This is a genomic window from Pantoea sp. OVA07A, from assembly GCF_019969975.1.
Classification (GTDB): domain Bacteria; phylum Pseudomonadota; class Gammaproteobacteria; order Enterobacterales; family Enterobacteriaceae; genus Pantoea; species Pantoea agglomerans.
This window is the reverse complement of sequence record NZ_JAHXYM010000007.1, coordinates 56461-71780: the sequence shown is the minus strand read 5'-3', so window position 1 is coordinate 71780 and position 15320 is coordinate 56461. Positions and strand designations below refer to the sequence as shown.

The window sequence follows — 15320 nt, the reverse complement described above, 5'->3', positions numbered from 1 at the left end:
TCTATGGCTATTAAATTGATCGCTATCGACATGGATGGCACCCTGCTCAACCCGCAACATGAGATCACACCGGCGGTGAAATCCGCCCTGGATCGCGCCCGTCAGCAAGGGGTGTCGATTGTGCTGACCACCGGCCGGCCGTTTGTAGGTATCCAGCGCTATCTCATGGAACTGGATATGCAGACGCCCGGCCAGTACGCGATCAGCAACAACGGTGCGCTGGTTCATCAGGCCGAAGATGGTGAGTGCGTGGCGGAAGTGACGCTGACCTTTGACGACTACCTCTACATCGAGAACCTGGCACGTGAGCTTGGCGTACATTTCCAGGCATTCGACAAAACCCATCTCTATACCCCTAACAAAGACATCAGCGAATACACCATCCATGAAGCGAGCCTGACCGGCATTCCGGTGCGCTACCGCGCGGTGGAGGAGATGGATCGTGCCATGCGCTTCCCGAAACTGATGATGATCGACCGGCCTGCCCTGCTAGACGCGGCGATTGCCCGCCTGCCCGGGCATGCTCAGCAGACCTACACCATCCTGAAGAGCGCGCCTTATTACCTCGAAATCCTCGATCGTCGGGTGAATAAAGGCCAGGGCGTCAAAATGCTGGCTGAGAAGCTCGGCCTGAAGCAGGAAGAAGTGATGGCGATTGGCGATCAGGAGAATGACCTGGCGATGATCGAATACGCAGGAACGGGTGTCGCAATGGGGAATGCCATTGACTCTGTTAAGAAAATTGCTCAGTTCATCACCAAAACCAATATGGAAGATGGCGTCGCGCATGCCATCGAAGAGTTAGTGCTGTAACGGCCTGTTCTCTGCCGGGCCGCTTCGGCCCGGATCCGCTAACCCGGCAAAAATGCTGCACCGCAAAACAGAATCGCGTAATTTGTCGGGCAACTCTTTCTCCGTGGGTTTCATCATGTCAGAAAAACAGATCACCTTTGCTGCCCGTCAGCATCAGCTCACCAATATTAATGTCTGGACTGCCGACAGCCAGTGGCTGGCGTTTGACGTTCGTCCATCGGGCGCATCGTTTACCAGTCAGACCATTGAGCGGGTCAATGTGATGACCGGTGAGGTGGAGGTGCTCTATCAGGCCCGGCATGGTGCCCATGTCGGCGTCGTGACGGTCAGTCCCGACCTGCCACCGCGCTACGTCTGCATTCATGGCCCGGAACATCCCGATGCCAGCTGGCAGTATGACTTCCACCACCGGCGCGGGGTGATCGTTCAGAACGGTGCGGCGGTGAATCTGGATGCCTGCGATATCACGCCGCCGTTTACCCCTGGCGCGCTGCGTGGCGGCTCGCATGTACATGTCTTCAGTCCCGATGGTTCTCGCCTGAGCTTTACCTACAATGACCACGTGATGCACGAACTGGATAGCCGGCTCGATCTGCGCAACGTCGGCATCGCGGTGCCCCTTTGCGCTGTAACGCCCGAAAAGCAACATCCGCGCGAATATGACGGCACCTGGTTTTGCCTGCTGGTGAGCCAGACGCATGCGGAACCGCTGCCAGGCAGTGACCAGATTAATCGTGCCTGTGAGGAGTGCTGGGTCGGTGAGCGTGGCTACCAGAAGCCGGACGGCAGCTGGCAGCGCTGGGCGATCGCCTTTATTGGCGACACGCTGACGGCGCAGGGCGAAAAACGGCCTGAAGTTTATATTGTTGATCTGCCTGATGCGCTGGAGGATTACGCCCGCGCCGGAGAGATGCCGCTGGAGGGCAGCAGCCAGCAGTTACCTGCGCCACCGGCTGGCGTGCAGCAGCGTCGCCTGACGCACAGCCGTGGTGTGGCTCTGCAACCACGCCACTGGCTGCGCGCCGCACCGGATGGCAGCCAGATAGCGTTTCTGATGGCGGATGCCGCAGAGGTGATCCAGCTCTGGACGGTCTCCCCCAACGGCGGCGAACCGCGTCAGATTACCCGACTCAGCCACAGCATTCAGTCCGCCTTTAGCTGGCATCCTGACGGCCAGGCGATCGCTTTTGTCTGCGATAACAGCGTGATGCGATGTGACGTTGAGAGCGGCGCGTGTCAGCGTCTGACCCGCAGAACAGAAGAGGCGCCATCAGGTGACGCGGTGGTCTGGTCACCTGATGGTACACAGATTGCTTATATGCGTGAGGTGAATGGCTGGCGGCAACTCTTTACGGTTGCGGCAGTGACCGCATAGGAGGCATAGGCTGCGCCTGCGCCAGGCTTTCCTGCGTATGCGCCAGCCTTTCGCTCTGCAGGATGCGTTCACGTGGAGAGTCGAGAGATTTATCTTTGTCGCTGCGGTAGTAGTCCCACGGCAGCAGCAGCGTATCCAGCACAGCAGAGAAAGGAAGATCGATTAACGCCAGCGGCTTCAGCGCCCAGCTGGTATCACCATCTGACAGCATATCAGCGCTGGCACGGGTGCCTGGATAGTAGCCCTGACTCGCACCTGTGTGAGACATCACGCTGGAACAGCCGGTTGTTGCCATTGCGCAGCACACCACTCCAGCCAGAGGTAAGGTCTTCATCAATTTCATCATCATCATCCCTTCAGTCATGGCATAAGCCTGGCTGAGTTTGCTTGCCAGACAACGTCAACACTCTGGGGCGAAGTCCGTCTGGGTCTGGCAAATGTAGTCCTGAGTGTATGTCATTTCCTCAAATTGGCGAAAAAAATTGCATTTCACCCTCTTGAAAATGGTCTTGTGGCACCCATTTTTAGTTTACGGACGCACTCACCGTTGCCGCAAGGGACAGTGGGGTGCCGTATACAGCCTGTCCAGTAGTGGAAGGTTGCCAAAACTTGCTGAAATTCAGGAGTCTTAATATGCGTAATTTTGATCTCACCCCACTTTATCGCTCTGCTATCGGTTTTGATCGCCTGTTTAACCTGCTCGAATCTAATCAGAATCAGAGCAATGGCGGCTATCCTCCCTATAACGTTGAACTGGTCGATGAAAATCACTATCGCATTACTATTGCGGTGGCCGGTTTTGCTCAGAGCGAACTGGATATCACGGCGCACGATAACGTGCTGATCGTGCGGGGTGCCCATCCTGAAGAGCAGACCGAGCGTAAATACCTGTATCAGGGTATCGCCGAGCGTAACTTCGAGCGTAAATTCCAGCTCGCCGACCACATTGTGGTGCGCGATGCCCGTCTCGAGAATGGTCTGCTGAGCATCGATCTTGAACGTCTGGTGCCGGAAGAGGCGAAACCACGCCGTATTGAGATTCTGAAGTAATATTGAGGTTCTGAAACAGTCATTAAAAACGCCGCGTTAGCGGCGTTTTTTTTGCCCTTATATCTGAAGGCAGACTTGTCCTTACGGCTGCGTTCGCATCGCTAAGCGCTGACCCAGCACGCCACCAAACACGTTGACCAGCAGCCCCAGTATAATCACCACCGCACCCAGCATCTGCTGCCCGGAGAGATGCTCATCCAGCACCAGCGCGGCGGTAATAATCCCCACCACCGGCACCAGCAGCGACAGCGGCGCGACGCGCCAGGTTTCGTAGCGACTCAGCAGATTCCCCCAGATAGCGTAACCCACAATGGTGGCGGCAAATGCCAGATAGAACAGCGCCAGCACGGTCTGCAGGCCGATATGCAGCAGGCTATAAACGATGGCGGCCTGACCATCAAACAGCAGCGAACAGGCAAAGAAAGGAACGATCGGCACCAGCGCACTCCAGACCACCAGTGACATGATCGGCACGCTGCGGTTCCGCATAATAATCTTATTGGTGATATTACCCAGTCCCCAGGAGAGCGCCGCCGACAGCGTCAGCATCATGGTGGTCAGCGTAATACCGGCGCTGGTCTGCCCTTCCATGCCTGCCGTTGCCAGCAAAAACATCCCCAGCGTAGCGATGATAATCCCGACGATATGATTCCAGCGCAGCTTCTCCGCCAGCAACAGCGCGCCCAGCAACAGGGTAAAGAATGCCTGCGCCTGCAGCACCAGCGAGGCCAGACCGGCAGGCATGCCGAGCTTGATCGCCAGGAACAGAAAGGCGAACTGACCAAAACTGATGGTCATGCCATACACCACCAGCCAGCGCAGCGGAATCGGCGGGCGACGCACAAAGAAAATGGCGGGAAAGGCGACCAGGGTAAAACGCAGCCCGGCGAGCAAAAAAGGCGGCATACCCTGCAGCCCCAGCTTGATCACCACAAAATTGACGCCCCACGCCACCACCACGCACAGCGCTAACAGCATATCTTTTACCGACATCAGAAACTCCTTGTCCTGCCGTCAGGCGGTGACCGCAATCGGGGTCGCGATATCGGCACAGCAGCCTTCACCCACGATGCGAAAATAATCATCTACAGCCAGCGCGATCGACTTATCCAGTTCGCCCGCGTTAAACCATAACGTTCCGACCTGTTGCAGTCGGGTATCCACCCGCAGCGCCAGCCGGTCATCAAAACTAAACGGCGGTACCGCGCCCATCACACAGCCCGTCAGCGCCTGCGCCAGCTCCGGAGCGGCGAAAGAGGATTTTTTGCCGCCGATGGCGCGCGCCGCACTTTTGAAATTGATCCGGCAGTCGCCCGGCACTATCGCCAGCAGCTGACGCGATGGCGCACCGTCCGGCATGCTGACCTCCAGCACCATCGCTTTGGCCGCCTGGCCCAGCAGGTTACCGCGTATCTGGCTGATCTGTTCGGTCTGCCCTATCGCCTCATGTTCCACCACGCGGTAGCTGGCCTGCTGCTGATCCAGCAGCGCAGTGATTTTTTCAAACGTCGTCATTCCCTTCTCCTGTTCTGGCACGACCCGGCTTAGCTCCAGGCGATAGCGTGCTTCATTTTTTTATCGGTCAGCCCGAAAAAGAAACCCATGGTGATACGGGTATCGCCTTCGACCCGATCGATCTCATGATAAAACGCAGGATTAAACAGATAGATATCGCCACTGCGTGGTGAAAATTCGCAGATCTCGCTGTTTTCAATCACCCCACTGCGATAACCCAGCTCCCCGGCGGTTTTGAACTGCTCATCCTCTGGCGACCACTTTTTGTTGTAGATACGCAGTGCTCCGCCCGCGTTGCACTCCTGCAGGCAGACCACGCAGCTGAGCTGATGCAGGATTTGCGTCACCACCAGCGAAGTCTCTGCGGCGTCGCGCAAGATATTGTCGTTATGCAGCGGGTTCGCGACGCCATTGGCATGAAAGCGCACGATAGAACCGGCGTAGTCTCCACAACCCGGTTCGTGGGCGATGCGTAAACTTTCCAGCCGCAGCGCATGCTGAACCCAGCGGTAAATCTGTTCGCGCAGCGTATTCAGTGAGGGCGGCAACGCCGGCTGGATATCGCGCAGCTCAGTAAAGTAGTTATCGGGAGCCGCAGTATGACGCGCCAGATAGGGGCCGAGCGTGGTCAGCGCGCCATTGGGATAGTGGGAGACACGGATCTTTTCCCGGCAGCTCTGCAGGTCAGTCACCACCGCTTCCCGCACCTCTGGCGTCAGGAAATTACGCAGCACCAGCAGCGGCACCCGTGCGGTGACGATGTCATCCAGCCAGGTCGATTCCACAAACATGTTGGGATTAATCACGCGGAACTGATTGAAAATTGCCATGTTTATCACTCCCTAAACGGTATTTCATAGAGTTCATGATTGTTCATTCGCCGCCAGTTGCCAGCGCTGCCTGGTATTGCCACGGGTTCAGAGGCGATCAGCGTGCAACCATCCTGTTGCTGAAAATGCATCGTAAAATAGTCGGGCCAGGGCGTGTCGTGCGGATACCACTGCCACGCCCAGGCTTTGTCACGGGTGACGAAAATGGCATTCCCTGCGCTGCCGCCCGGCTCTACCTGCGCCATCTTTGCGCGCAGATAGTCGCGGGTGAAATCGGCAGGCGTGGTCTGATCTACCAGATAACGCAGATACTCTTCTGAATCGAAGCGCGATTCGGCCAGACCGAGCTGACGGTAAATCGTCGGCAGAAAGCCGTTATGCATCATGTACCACTGATGTCCGGCGCTGTTGCGCCACAGCGGATGAGAAAACGCCAGTCCCTGATTTTTACTCAGCGTGGCGTGCCGCACATGCACCGCCAGAAACCGGCTGCGCAGGCGATCCACATCGATACCCGGCAGCGCTTCTGCGAACGCGCCGGTGCCGTGCAGGGTACGAATCTCGCCCTCTTCGAGCCACAGACAGCCCCAGCCGTTAGGGTGTGATTTGATCGGGCCATCGTGTTCGGCGCTTTCACCGCAGCTCATGGCGCGCGCCGCCTCCAGAATCTCTGCGCTGTCGAACCGGCCATGCGCCAGAATCATCCTGCACATACTTTATCTCTCCCGGCCGCCACCGGCTGCGCGGTAATCACCTGCTGAAAAGTGGTCATAATCGGCTCACGCGCTGTGGCCGTCAGGCTGAAAGTGGCCAGAATGCCCGCGTGACGCGTCAGGTCGGCATAGAGCGATGAGCGTGACGAAACCTGTAACGCAGGCAATCTGAGTGGCGGTAACAGCGCGCCCTGCTGATGCTGATCGATCCAGCGTTCGGCAGCCTGCAGCTGCGCCGGTTGCCGCAACCGCAGCTGGCCGACCGCACCGGGTGTGGTGAAGGCAAAGACAGGTAACGCGCCACCCGCCTCCAGCCGGAAGGTGACTTCCGCCCAGTTGATGCCGGTCGCCTCCTGCACCAGCGTCGCCACACCCATGCCGGAGAGCCGGAACCCCATCTCCAGGAAATGCGGCACGCCGTTGACCACAATAAAATCGATATGAAATGCACCCTGACGGTAGCCAAAGGTTTCGCAACAGAAGGTCATCAGGCTGCTGAACGAGACCGGCAGGGCCGCTGCCGCCATCGCCACATGCCCCGACTCATAAAAGCTGACGCAGCCCTCAGCATCCCGGTGCTGCTCAATCACCTTCTGGCAGCAGGTCAGCGCCTGGGGATGTCCCTGATGCACCACGCCCTGTAATGAAAACTCATCGCCGATCAGCGCGCTTTCCACAATAAAGCCGCTGAAGCCGCGTCCGCCGTAATTCATGGTCTGCACCAGCTGTTTCACTACGCTATGCAGCTGATCGGCATGCTCAATCAGCCAGATGCCCAGGCCGCCGCCGCCATCCACCGGCTTCACGACGCAGGGATAGATCAGCGCCTGTCCGGCATCCAGAATGCTGAGCGGCGAGGCGAAAAAGCGGAACTCCGGCTGCGGGAAGCGCGGCCAGGCTTTTTTCAGCGCCATGCGCTGCGCATATTTATCCAGCGGAATAAAGGCAGCGGGCGCATCCGGCCCGGCCAGCATCTCGCGCAGTCGTCCGGCGCTGGCGTTGTAAGCTTCAAAGCCCGCCAGCACCACCAGCGGATGCGCCAGTAAACCGGCGTGCAGATAGGCCTGCATCACCTCCCAGGGATTCTCAGGGCGATCGAGGCGAATGATCAGATCAAACGGCAGAGCCAGGCTTAACGACTGGTAATCGACGAAATCACCCATTTCAGCCAGCACGGTAAAATAGCCGTCGCGCTTCGCCACCGCGCAGTAAGGATTTTGCCCGTCGCGGGTGGCGCCAATTTGCAGAAAAATCTTTTTCATCGCCTCGCCTTACCGGGTTAACGCCCGGAAATGATTTCTGTCACGATGTCATTCAGTACACCGTTATTGACCTGAATCACCGCTTTGTGGGGATCAAAACGCAGCACGCGCGATAGCGGATCGGCGCTTTTGCCCTCCAGCAGCGAACTGACCGGCTTGCTCTGCCAGCAGTGCCGCATCTGCGTCAGCGTCATGCCAGAGAGCCGGGTTAACTGCTGTGCCAGCGCGCGATCTTCACTGCGTTGCTCAAGCAGATCGCGGATGGCCGCCTCATCCAGCGTAATCTGCTGCTGCACCAGCCAGTGTCCGAGCTGCTCTCCCTGCGCCAGGAACGGGGAGTAGATCATGCAGATCAGCTGATCTTCGCTGAGGTCAAACGCCTGTATGGCGAAGTCCGCCGCGCGCTGCCGCTGTCGCTGGATCGCGGCGTCATCCTGATAGCGCGCCGCCATCTCATCGATTAGCGCGGGCGGAAAATCTTTCTTCACCATCAGTCCCAGCGCAAAGCGCACATATTCGCGGATCCCTTCGGCATAGTGGCGCTGCAGCAGCGTTTCTGCCCGCAATCCGCGCAGGTGTGCCATCAGCGTCGGATTACCGCAGTCGGATTCGGAGAAGCTGAACATCAGCGCATCAAAACGGAAGCGCATAAATTCGCTGAGCAGTGCCCAGTGCGCGCCCGCTTCATAGGCGGTGTCCTGATAGATGTTGAAGAACAGTGGATTGCGCGCCAGCTGGTGGGTGATGCGGTGCGCAGGCGTCAGCTGCTCGGCGCCATAAACATCGCTGAAGTAGCGCTCTGCCACGCCATCCAGCGTCTGCAGAAACCCGCTGAAGCCCCTGCTTTTGTCCACCACCGGCGCATCAAACAGCCGTGAGAGGTGCCGCGCCCAGGCGACATAGGCGGCCTGCTCCTGTGGCGAGTCGCCGGTAACAATCAGATCCACGCCACCGTTGTAGTCTGCCGCCAGGCCAAAGGAGTTCACCATGCTGAGATTACAGGCGTTGCAGAAGGTCGAGCGCGCGTCGGCGCGAAACCGGTGGCCATTCATCAGCACGTCATTGCGGTTCTGCTGCCGCACGCTGTCCGGCATCGGCAGGTCGCGGTCAAACGGCCGGATCAGCAGGCCATCCACCACCAGACACTCCACCCGTTCATCGTCATGCATCGCCAGCGACTGATAAACGCGGTGGATATTCTCCATTACGCTCTGATTCATCGCCGTATGACGGTTGGTGCTGATCCGCAGATGAAAGGTGCTGCCCTGCTGCTGCCAGATCAGTCCCTGAATGTAACGCACGTAAGCCACCATGTAGCTGCTGTCTTTTCCCCCGCCATAGGCGAGCAGCACACGGTTATTCTCCAGCAGCTGCTGATCCGGCAACGCTGCCAGCAGGCGAAGAGAACAGCGCTGAGCGGACTCAATGATGGCGGGTGACAGATACGCTTCCATCTCCTTCATCATGGCGGACAGATTATTCATTTCTCACGTTTTCCTCAGGTGAAAAGAATCACTTTATGGTCTGAAGCCCGGGGCTGACGGGGTCGCCGGGCCGTTTAGCGTTATGAATAATTAAGAGATGCAGCCTAAAGTACTTTGAATGTACTCTGTTGAATATGCACAGATCAGCGCGATATGGGGTGGAACAGATGGCCGATATTATCGGGGAACAGGAGAGTCAGAGCAGTCGTTACCGCCAGATCGCAGAACAGATCAAGCAGGCCATTCATGCCGGTTCGCTGGCACCTGACAGCCGTCTGCCGTCGGTGCGCACGCTGGCGACGCAGTACAATGTCAGCCTTACCACCGCCCTGAAGACACTGCGCACGCTGGAAGATGAGCGCTACGCTGTTGCCCGCCCCAAATCGGGCTTTTTTGTTGCCCCGCAGCGGCCCTCTTCGCGTCAGCTGCCCGCCGTCAGTGAACAGCCGCGCGCCATCGCGCCGCTTGATGAGCAGACAGAACTCCATCTGGCGATGCTTGGCTCAGACTGCCGGGTGCGTCTCGATCTGGCCAACGGTGACAGTGCGCTCTATCCGGTCAAGCGCATCGGCCTGCTGATGCGTCAGATGGGCTACAGCAAACCGGCCCTGCTCGGGAATACGGTGAAGGGCACCGGCTATGCGCCGCTGAAAACAGAGATTGCCCGCCGGGCAGTGGGTTACGGCTGCAATATCAGCGCTGACGATATTCTGATCACCAACGGCTGCATTGAGGCGATCTCGCTGTCGCTGCGCGCCACGACCCAGCCGGGCGATGTGGTCGCCGTGGAATCACCCTGCTATTTCGTGCTGCTGCAGATGCTGCATAACCTCAATTTACGGGTGATTGAAGTGGAAGCCGGGCCGGAAGGGTATGTCGATGTCGCGAAGCTCACCGGGCTGTTTCAGCGCAAGGCGGTGCGGGTCTTTCTCACTCTGTGCAACGTCAACAATCCGCTGGGAAAAAGCATTCCCAACGAGCATAAGGCCTATATTGCGCGGCAGGCGGATGAAAACGACGTGGTGATTATTGAGGATGATATTTTTGGCGATACTGCCTTTGGTGAACGCCGCCCTTTCCCGATGCGCGCCTTCAGCCCCAACGCCATTCTCTGCAGCGGCTTCTCTAAAACCGTGGCGCCAGGCATTCGTATTGGCTGGGTTCACAGCGTCAACTACATGCGTAAAATCGCCTCACTGAAATATACCTCAACCATGGGCACCTCGGTGCTGTCGCAGGCGGCGGTGGCGGAACTGCTGCGCAGCGGCGGCTATGATGCTCATCTGCGTAAGCTGCGGCGTGAGCTGGCACGACAAATCCGTGAAATGCGTCAGTCAGTGTTACGGGAATTTCCGGCGGGAACCCGGGTGTCCGATCCGGAAGGAGGCTATGTGCTGTGGGTTGAGATGCCCCGACAGGCGCTGAACGTGCGCGAGCTGTTTCTGAAAGCGCGCAACGCGGGCATCGGCATTGCGCCGGGCCACATTTTTGCCACCGACCAGCGCTACGATCACTGTTTCCGGCTGAATGCCGGTTTTGGCTGGAATGCAGAGGTGGAACAGGCGATTCAGCAGCTGGCACAGTGGTGCCAGCTGTCGTTAACCGATACGCAGGATTAGCTGTCGCGCCAGGCGTTCTCAACCTCTTCCGCCAGAATCTGCACCGCCCGCTCAATATTCTCTGCATCCGGCACGTAATTCATCCGCATACATTGATGGGTGTGCGGCCACGCCTGTTCCAGTCCCGGGAAGAAGAAGTGGCCCGGCACCATCAGCACGCCGCGCGCTTTCAGCCGCTGATAAAGCAATTCGGTGGTGATCGGCAGATCGCGGAACCAGAGCCAGAGGAAAATCGCCCCTTCCGGCTTGTGGATCAGGCAACGGTCTTCCGGCAGATAGCGCCGCAGGATCGCAATGGTCTGCTGCACCTTCTGCTGATAGAACGGCTTAATCACCTCTTCGGAGAGCCGCAACAGATCGCCGCGACGGATCATCTCATTGGCAATGGCCGGACCGATACTGCCGGGTGCCAGACTGATGATGCCGTTCATATTGCTCAGCGCGGTGATGGTCTTCTCGTCAGCGATAATGATGCCGCAACGCGCACCCGGCAGGCCGAGCTTCGACAGACTCATGCAGAGAATGATGTTGGGGTTCCACAGCGGGCGCACCTCGCTGAAGATGATGCCGGGGAACGGCACGCCATAGGCATTGTCGATCAGCAGCGGCACGTCATGCTGCTGTGCCAGCGCATCGAGCTGCATCAGTTCATCATCGGTGATCACGTTGCCGGTGGGGTTGGTCGGGCGCGATACGCAGATCAGCCCGACCTCTTCATTCATCGGCAGATGCTCAAAATCGACATGATATTTAAACTGACCTTCAGGCAGCAGCTCAATGTTCGGCTTCGCCGACACAAACAGCCCCTCTTCCAGGCCGGCATCCGCATAGCCAAGATACTCAGGCGCCAGCGGGAACAGCACCCGCTTTTTGCTGCCATCGGCCCGACGACCGGCGAACAGATTGAACAGATAGAAGAAAGCGCTCTGGCTGCCGTTAGTCAGCGCAATGTTCTGTGCGGTGATGGGCCAGCCAAGCTCATCGCTCAGCAGCCCGGCCAGCGACGCCAGCAGCGTCGCTTTTCCGCGCGGGCCGTCGTAATTGCACAGCGACTCGCTGAGTTTGCCTTCCTCATGCATCTGCTGCAGCAGTTGCTGAAAGTAGTCGTTCATGGCCGGGATCTGCGCCGGATTACCGCCGCCCAGCATGATGGTGCCGGGCGTTCGCAGGCCCGCGCCCATATCTTCCATCAGACGTGAGATGCCGGAATGTTGGGTAAATTTGTCGCCGAACTGAGAAAAAGACATAGCGGTTAAATATTTGTGATAGCGAATCGGGGGTCCACCATAACGCCCGCCATGGGCGGGCGCAATGGAAAGGCGAGGGGATTACTTCAGCGCCTGCGGGTTCACGCAGTTTTTCTCGACGCTTCCACCGAGTGCAGCGAGGAGATTCTCTACCGCATCCTGCATCATGCCGTAGCGGGTTTCGTGGGTGGCCGAACCGATATGCGGCAGCGTCACCACATTGGGCAGCGACAGCAGCGGAGAGTCGGCAGAGACCGGCTCCTGCTCAAACACATCCAGCCCGGCGGCATGCAGTTTGCCCGCCTGCAACGCGGCGATCAGCGCATTCTCATCCACCACCGGCCCGCGACCAGCGTTGATCAGCACCGCATCCGGCTTCATCAGTTCAAGCTCGGCGGCACCGATCAGATGGTGCGTCTCTTCAGTCAGCGGCAAACTGATGCAGACGAAATCACTCTGCTTCAGCAGCGCCTCCCGTTCACAGCGCTGTGCGCCAAAGCGCGACTGCGCCTCTTCATGCTCGCGGCGGGCGTTGTAGAGGATTTTCATACCGAAGCCAAAGTGGGCGCGCTGCGCCAGCGCCATCCCGATACGTCCCATGCCGAGAATACCCAGCGTTTTATGGTGCACGTCGATGCCGAACTGTGCCGGACCGATGCTCTTCTGCCAGTTGCCCGCTTTGACCCAGGCATCCAGTTCCGGCACCCGACGGGCGGTACTCAGTACCAGCGCCATCATGGTGTCCGCCACGGTTTCGGTCAGCACGGTCGGCGTGTGCATCAGCACCACGTGACGCTGATTCAGCGCATCCACATCAAAATTGTCATAGCCTACAGAGACGCTGGAGCAGACGCGCAGATTGGGCATCTTCGCCAGCAGCTCACCATTCACTTTACCGCCCGATCCCAGCAGACCTTCTGCCTGCTGAAACGCCGCAGCATGTTCCTGCTGGCTTTCCGGCGAGAGATCGCTGATTTCCGTCACGTCACACTGTTCAGCCAGGCGAGCATAAAGATCGTCGGGCAGTTTTTTATAGAGAATTACAGCGGGTTTCATTCGGTGGCTCCCGGTCAATAAGTAGCGGGCGGCTTGCAGGCCGCCCGGAGAAATAGAGGCTAACGTTTACGCTTTCAGGCGGGTTTTGCACCCTGCAGCGGCGGCGCTTTGTTCTGCGCCGGTTTCACAATCAGCGTCAGCCACACCGAAACCAGCAGGGCCGATCCCATAAAGATGTAGGACGCGGACGGGCTGCCGGTGGCTCCATTAAGATAGCCGACAATCCATGAACCGATAAACGACCCCAGCGCACCCATACTGTTAATCAGCGCCATTGCGCCACCGGCGACATTGCGTGGCAGCATCTCAGGAATAATGGCGAAGAACGGCCCGTAAGGCGCATACATCGCGGCACCGGCAATCACTAACAGGGTGTAGGACATCCAGAAATTGTTCGATCCCACCAGATAAGAGCCCAGGAACGCCAGCGCGCCCACCAGCAGCAGCGGCCAGACGAACAGCTTACGGTTCTGGGTTTTATCCGACGCCCAGGAGACCACCACCATCGCAATGGTCGCCGCCAGATAAGGCACCGCAGAGAGCCAGCCCGCCTCTACCATACCCATCTGCGTGCCATTACGCAGAATCGACGGCAGCCACAGCACAAAGCCATAGACGCCGATGCTCCAGGCAAAATATTGCAGGCAGAGAATGATCACGTTGCGGTTGCGGAACGCTTCGCTGTAGTTGCGCACTGCTTTAATATTTTCCTGCTCTTTCTGCAGTTCAGCCTGCAATGCCGCTTTCTCGGCATCGCTCATCCAGCGCGCCTGCGCCGGCTTATCCTGCACCAGGAACCACCAGGCGATCGCCCAGACCACCGCCGGAATCCCTTCGAAGATAAACATCTCACGCCAGCCAAACGATTCGATCAGATAGCCTGACACGACCGACATCCACAACACCGTGACCGGATTACCCAGGATCAGGAAGGTGTTGGCGCGTGAACGTTCCGACTTGGTAAACCAGTTGCTGATGTAGATCAGCATCGCGGGCATCACCGCGGCTTCCACCACGCCCAGAATAAAGCGAATGGCCGCCAGCATCGGAATGTTGCTGACCACGCCGGTCAGTGAGGCACAGCCGCCCCACAGGATCAGGCACCAGAAGATCAGTTTCTTGACGCTGCGGCGTTCGGCGTAAATTGCACCCGGGATCTGGAAAAAGAAGTAACCCAGGAAGAACAGCGCACCCAGCAGCGAGGACATGCCTTTGGTGATGCCGAGATCGTCATTAATCCCGGCAGCAGAAGCGAAGCTAAAATTTGCACGATCGAGATACGCCAGGCTGTAGGTGATAAACACGATGGGCATGATGAACCACCAGCGTTTTGGCGCGATTGTCTGCTTTTTCATCGGGAACTCCTGTGACTGTAGAGGGGCGCGAACTACACGTCGCCCAGTTGCTGACGCGTCGGCAGACCTTCGCTGTCACCAATGACCTGAATCGCCATCGAACCAATTTTGTTGCCGCGACGAATCGCCTGCGGCAACGACTGACCTTCCAGCAGGGCGCTGATGACGCCAACGGCAAAGCCGTCTCCGGCGCCTACCGTATCCACCACGTTGTCGACTTTTATCGCCTCAACCTGGCCCTGCTCGCCCTGCGCCGTTTTATACCAGGCACCGTCACAACCGGTTTTAATCACGACCGCTTTCACACCCTTATCGAGATAGAAATCCGCAATCGCTTCTGGCTGACGATAGCCGGTCAGAATCAGCCCCTCTTTTTCGCCCGGCAGTACCCAGTCGGCATACTCCGCCAGCAGATTGAGCTGCTTACGCATCTCCTCTTCGCTGCGCCACAGCACCGGCCGCAGGTTAGGATCAAACGAGATAGTTTTACCGCGCGCACGCATCTCTTTGGCGGTGTGCTTCAGCAGCTCCAGCGAACTCTCTGAAAGCGCCGCCGCCACACCGCTCAGGTGCAGATGACGCGCCGAACCAAAATAGTCCGCGTCAAAATCGTCGACCGACAGATGGCTGGCCGCCGAGCCTTTACGAAAATATTCCACCAGCGGATCAGAGCCGTCATCGACTTTGGACTTGAGCTGAAAACCGGTGGGATAGCGCTTATCGACCGTCACCCGGGCGTGGTCGATACCCTCTTTTTCCAGCTGCTGGCAGATAAACCGGCCAAAAGCGTCATCGCCAATACGACTGACCCATCCCACTTTCAGGCCAAGACGAGCCAGGCCGGTCGCCACATTGAGTTCAGCGCCCGCCGCGCGTTTAACAAAGGTCTCTGCTGCGGCCAGGTCGCCGGTTTCACGGGCGATGAACATCGCCATCGCTTCACCGATAGTGACAACATCAAGCGGACCGTTTTGATGCATAGTGTGATGCGTGGTCATCTT

Annotated in this window: 15 protein-coding genes; 4 read left to right on the top strand and 11 right to left on the bottom strand. The window is 58.2% G+C overall.

What is annotated here, in order from left to right:
* Window positions 1-3: 3 nt before the first annotated feature.
* Together yidA and LC417_RS19415 are read left to right on the top strand one after the other, a co-directional pair.
* Window positions 4-813 carry a sugar-phosphatase gene (yidA, locus tag LC417_RS19420; RefSeq protein WP_010258924.1) on the top strand — a complete coding sequence of 270 codons (810 nt, stop codon included), beginning with the start codon at window positions 4-6 and terminating at the stop codon, window positions 811-813.
* A 115-nt stretch (window positions 814-928) separates the two neighbouring features.
* The gene (locus tag LC417_RS19415; protein ID WP_223566248.1) at window positions 929-2188 is read left to right on the top strand and encodes a DUF3748 domain-containing protein; all 1260 of its coding nucleotides are present in this window, start codon (window positions 929-931) and stop codon (window positions 2186-2188) included.
* Here LC417_RS19415 and LC417_RS19410 read toward each other — a convergent pair.
* Window positions 2163-2531: a YceK/YidQ family lipoprotein gene (locus LC417_RS19410; protein WP_223564587.1), complete on the bottom strand. Its 369-nt coding sequence runs from the start codon at window positions 2529-2531 to the stop codon at window positions 2163-2165. The genes LC417_RS19415 and LC417_RS19410 overlap by 26 nt on opposite strands.
* A 290-nt stretch (window positions 2532-2821) precedes the next feature.
* On the opposite strand from LC417_RS19410, the gene ibpA reads away from it, so the two are divergent.
* Window positions 2822-3238, top strand: coding sequence for a small heat shock chaperone IbpA (gene ibpA / locus LC417_RS19405; RefSeq protein WP_010258920.1), 417 nt, complete (start codon window positions 2822-2824; stop codon window positions 3236-3238).
* 81 nt (window positions 3239-3319) lie between these two features.
* Here ibpA and LC417_RS19400 read toward each other — a convergent pair whose 3' ends face one another.
* From LC417_RS19400 to LC417_RS19375, 6 genes are read right to left on the bottom strand one after another with little or no spacing between them, the layout of a single operon-like run.
* Window positions 3320-4231, bottom strand: a complete 912-nt coding sequence (locus tag LC417_RS19400; RefSeq protein ID WP_223566247.1) for an EamA family transporter — start codon at window positions 4229-4231, stop codon at window positions 3320-3322.
* Between the two features lie 21 nt (window positions 4232-4252).
* Window positions 4253-4753, bottom strand: a complete 501-nt coding sequence (locus tag LC417_RS19395) for a YbaK/EbsC family protein (protein ID WP_010258916.1) — start codon at window positions 4751-4753, stop codon at window positions 4253-4255.
* 29 nt (window positions 4754-4782) lie between these two features.
* Window positions 4783-5583, bottom strand: coding sequence for a hypothetical protein (locus LC417_RS19390; protein ID WP_223566246.1), 801 nt, complete (start codon window positions 5581-5583; stop codon window positions 4783-4785).
* A 5-nt stretch (window positions 5584-5588) separates the two neighbouring features.
* Entirely contained in the window at window positions 5589-6296 is a 708-nt protein-coding gene (locus tag LC417_RS19385) for a class II glutamine amidotransferase (protein ID WP_022624802.1), read from the bottom strand.
* A complete protein-coding gene (locus LC417_RS19380; protein WP_187508262.1) occupies window positions 6284-7558 on the bottom strand; it encodes an acetyl-CoA carboxylase biotin carboxylase subunit family protein in 1275 nt (424 codons plus the stop codon). The genes LC417_RS19385 and LC417_RS19380 overlap by 13 nt, the downstream gene beginning before the upstream one ends.
* Before the next feature lie 17 nt (window positions 7559-7575).
* Window positions 7576-9042, bottom strand: a complete 1467-nt coding sequence (locus LC417_RS19375) for a hypothetical protein (protein ID WP_111534705.1) — start codon at window positions 9040-9042, stop codon at window positions 7576-7578.
* Between the two features lie 167 nt (window positions 9043-9209).
* Here LC417_RS19375 and LC417_RS19370 point away from each other — a divergent pair, with 167 nt between their 5' ends.
* Entirely contained in the window at window positions 9210-10661 is a 1452-nt protein-coding gene (locus tag LC417_RS19370; RefSeq protein WP_010258912.1) for a PLP-dependent aminotransferase family protein, read from the top strand.
* On the opposite strand, the gene LC417_RS19365 is transcribed toward LC417_RS19370, so the two are convergent.
* The 4 genes from LC417_RS19365 to LC417_RS19350 form a co-directional block, all read right to left on the bottom strand.
* Entirely contained in the window at window positions 10658-11908 is a 1251-nt protein-coding gene (locus LC417_RS19365; protein WP_223566245.1) for a valine--pyruvate transaminase, read from the bottom strand. The genes LC417_RS19370 and LC417_RS19365 overlap by 4 nt on opposite strands.
* 81 nt (window positions 11909-11989) lie before the next feature.
* Entirely contained in the window at window positions 11990-12964 is a 975-nt protein-coding gene (ghrB, locus tag LC417_RS19360; RefSeq protein ID WP_010671603.1) for a glyoxylate/hydroxypyruvate reductase GhrB, read from the bottom strand.
* Window positions 12965-13038: 74 nt separating this feature from the next.
* Window positions 13039-14319 (bottom strand): MFS transporter, encoded by a 1281-nt coding sequence (locus LC417_RS19355; protein ID WP_010258909.1) that lies wholly within the window; start codon window positions 14317-14319, stop codon window positions 13039-13041.
* A gap of 32 nt (window positions 14320-14351) precedes the next feature.
* Window positions 14352-15317: a sugar kinase gene (locus LC417_RS19350; protein WP_223566244.1), complete on the bottom strand. Its 966-nt coding sequence runs from the start codon at window positions 15315-15317 to the stop codon at window positions 14352-14354.
* Between the last annotated feature and the right edge of the window lie 3 nt (window positions 15318-15320).

Excerpts from the sequence above, each read along its gene's own strand:
- LC417_RS19355 (WP_010258909.1), bottom strand. The coding sequence starts at position 14,319 with ATGAAAAAGCAGACAATCGCGCCAAAACGCTGGTGGTTCATCATGCCC.
- LC417_RS19415 (WP_223566248.1), top strand. The coding sequence starts at position 929 with ATGTCAGAAAAACAGATCACCTTTGCTGCCCGTCAGCATCAGCTCACC.
- LC417_RS19370 (WP_010258912.1), top strand. The coding sequence starts at position 9,210 with ATGGCCGATATTATCGGGGAACAGGAGAGTCAGAGCAGTCGTTACCGC.
- LC417_RS19350 (WP_223566244.1), bottom strand. The coding sequence starts at position 15,317 with ATGACCACGCATCACACTATGCATCAAAACGGTCCGCTTGATGTTGTC.
- LC417_RS19390 (WP_223566246.1), bottom strand. The coding sequence starts at position 5,583 with ATGGCAATTTTCAATCAGTTCCGCGTGATTAATCCCAACATGTTTGTG.
- ghrB (WP_010671603.1), bottom strand. The coding sequence starts at position 12,964 with ATGAAACCCGCTGTAATTCTCTATAAAAAACTGCCCGACGATCTTTAT.
- LC417_RS19395 (WP_010258916.1), bottom strand. The coding sequence starts at position 4,753 with ATGACGACGTTTGAAAAAATCACTGCGCTGCTGGATCAGCAGCAGGCC.
- yidA (WP_010258924.1), top strand. The coding sequence starts at position 4 with ATGGCTATTAAATTGATCGCTATCGACATGGATGGCACCCTGCTCAAC.
- LC417_RS19365 (WP_223566245.1), bottom strand. The coding sequence starts at position 11,908 with ATGTCTTTTTCTCAGTTCGGCGACAAATTTACCCAACATTCCGGCATC.
- LC417_RS19375 (WP_111534705.1), bottom strand. The coding sequence starts at position 9,042 with ATGAATAATCTGTCCGCCATGATGAAGGAGATGGAAGCGTATCTGTCA.
- LC417_RS19385 (WP_022624802.1), bottom strand. The coding sequence starts at position 6,296 with ATGTGCAGGATGATTCTGGCGCATGGCCGGTTCGACAGCGCAGAGATT.
- LC417_RS19410 (WP_223564587.1), bottom strand. The coding sequence starts at position 2,531 with ATGAAATTGATGAAGACCTTACCTCTGGCTGGAGTGGTGTGCTGCGCA.
- LC417_RS19400 (WP_223566247.1), bottom strand. The coding sequence starts at position 4,231 with ATGTCGGTAAAAGATATGCTGTTAGCGCTGTGCGTGGTGGTGGCGTGG.
- LC417_RS19380 (WP_187508262.1), bottom strand. The coding sequence starts at position 7,558 with ATGAAAAAGATTTTTCTGCAAATTGGCGCCACCCGCGACGGGCAAAAT.
- ibpA (WP_010258920.1), top strand. The coding sequence starts at position 2,822 with ATGCGTAATTTTGATCTCACCCCACTTTATCGCTCTGCTATCGGTTTT.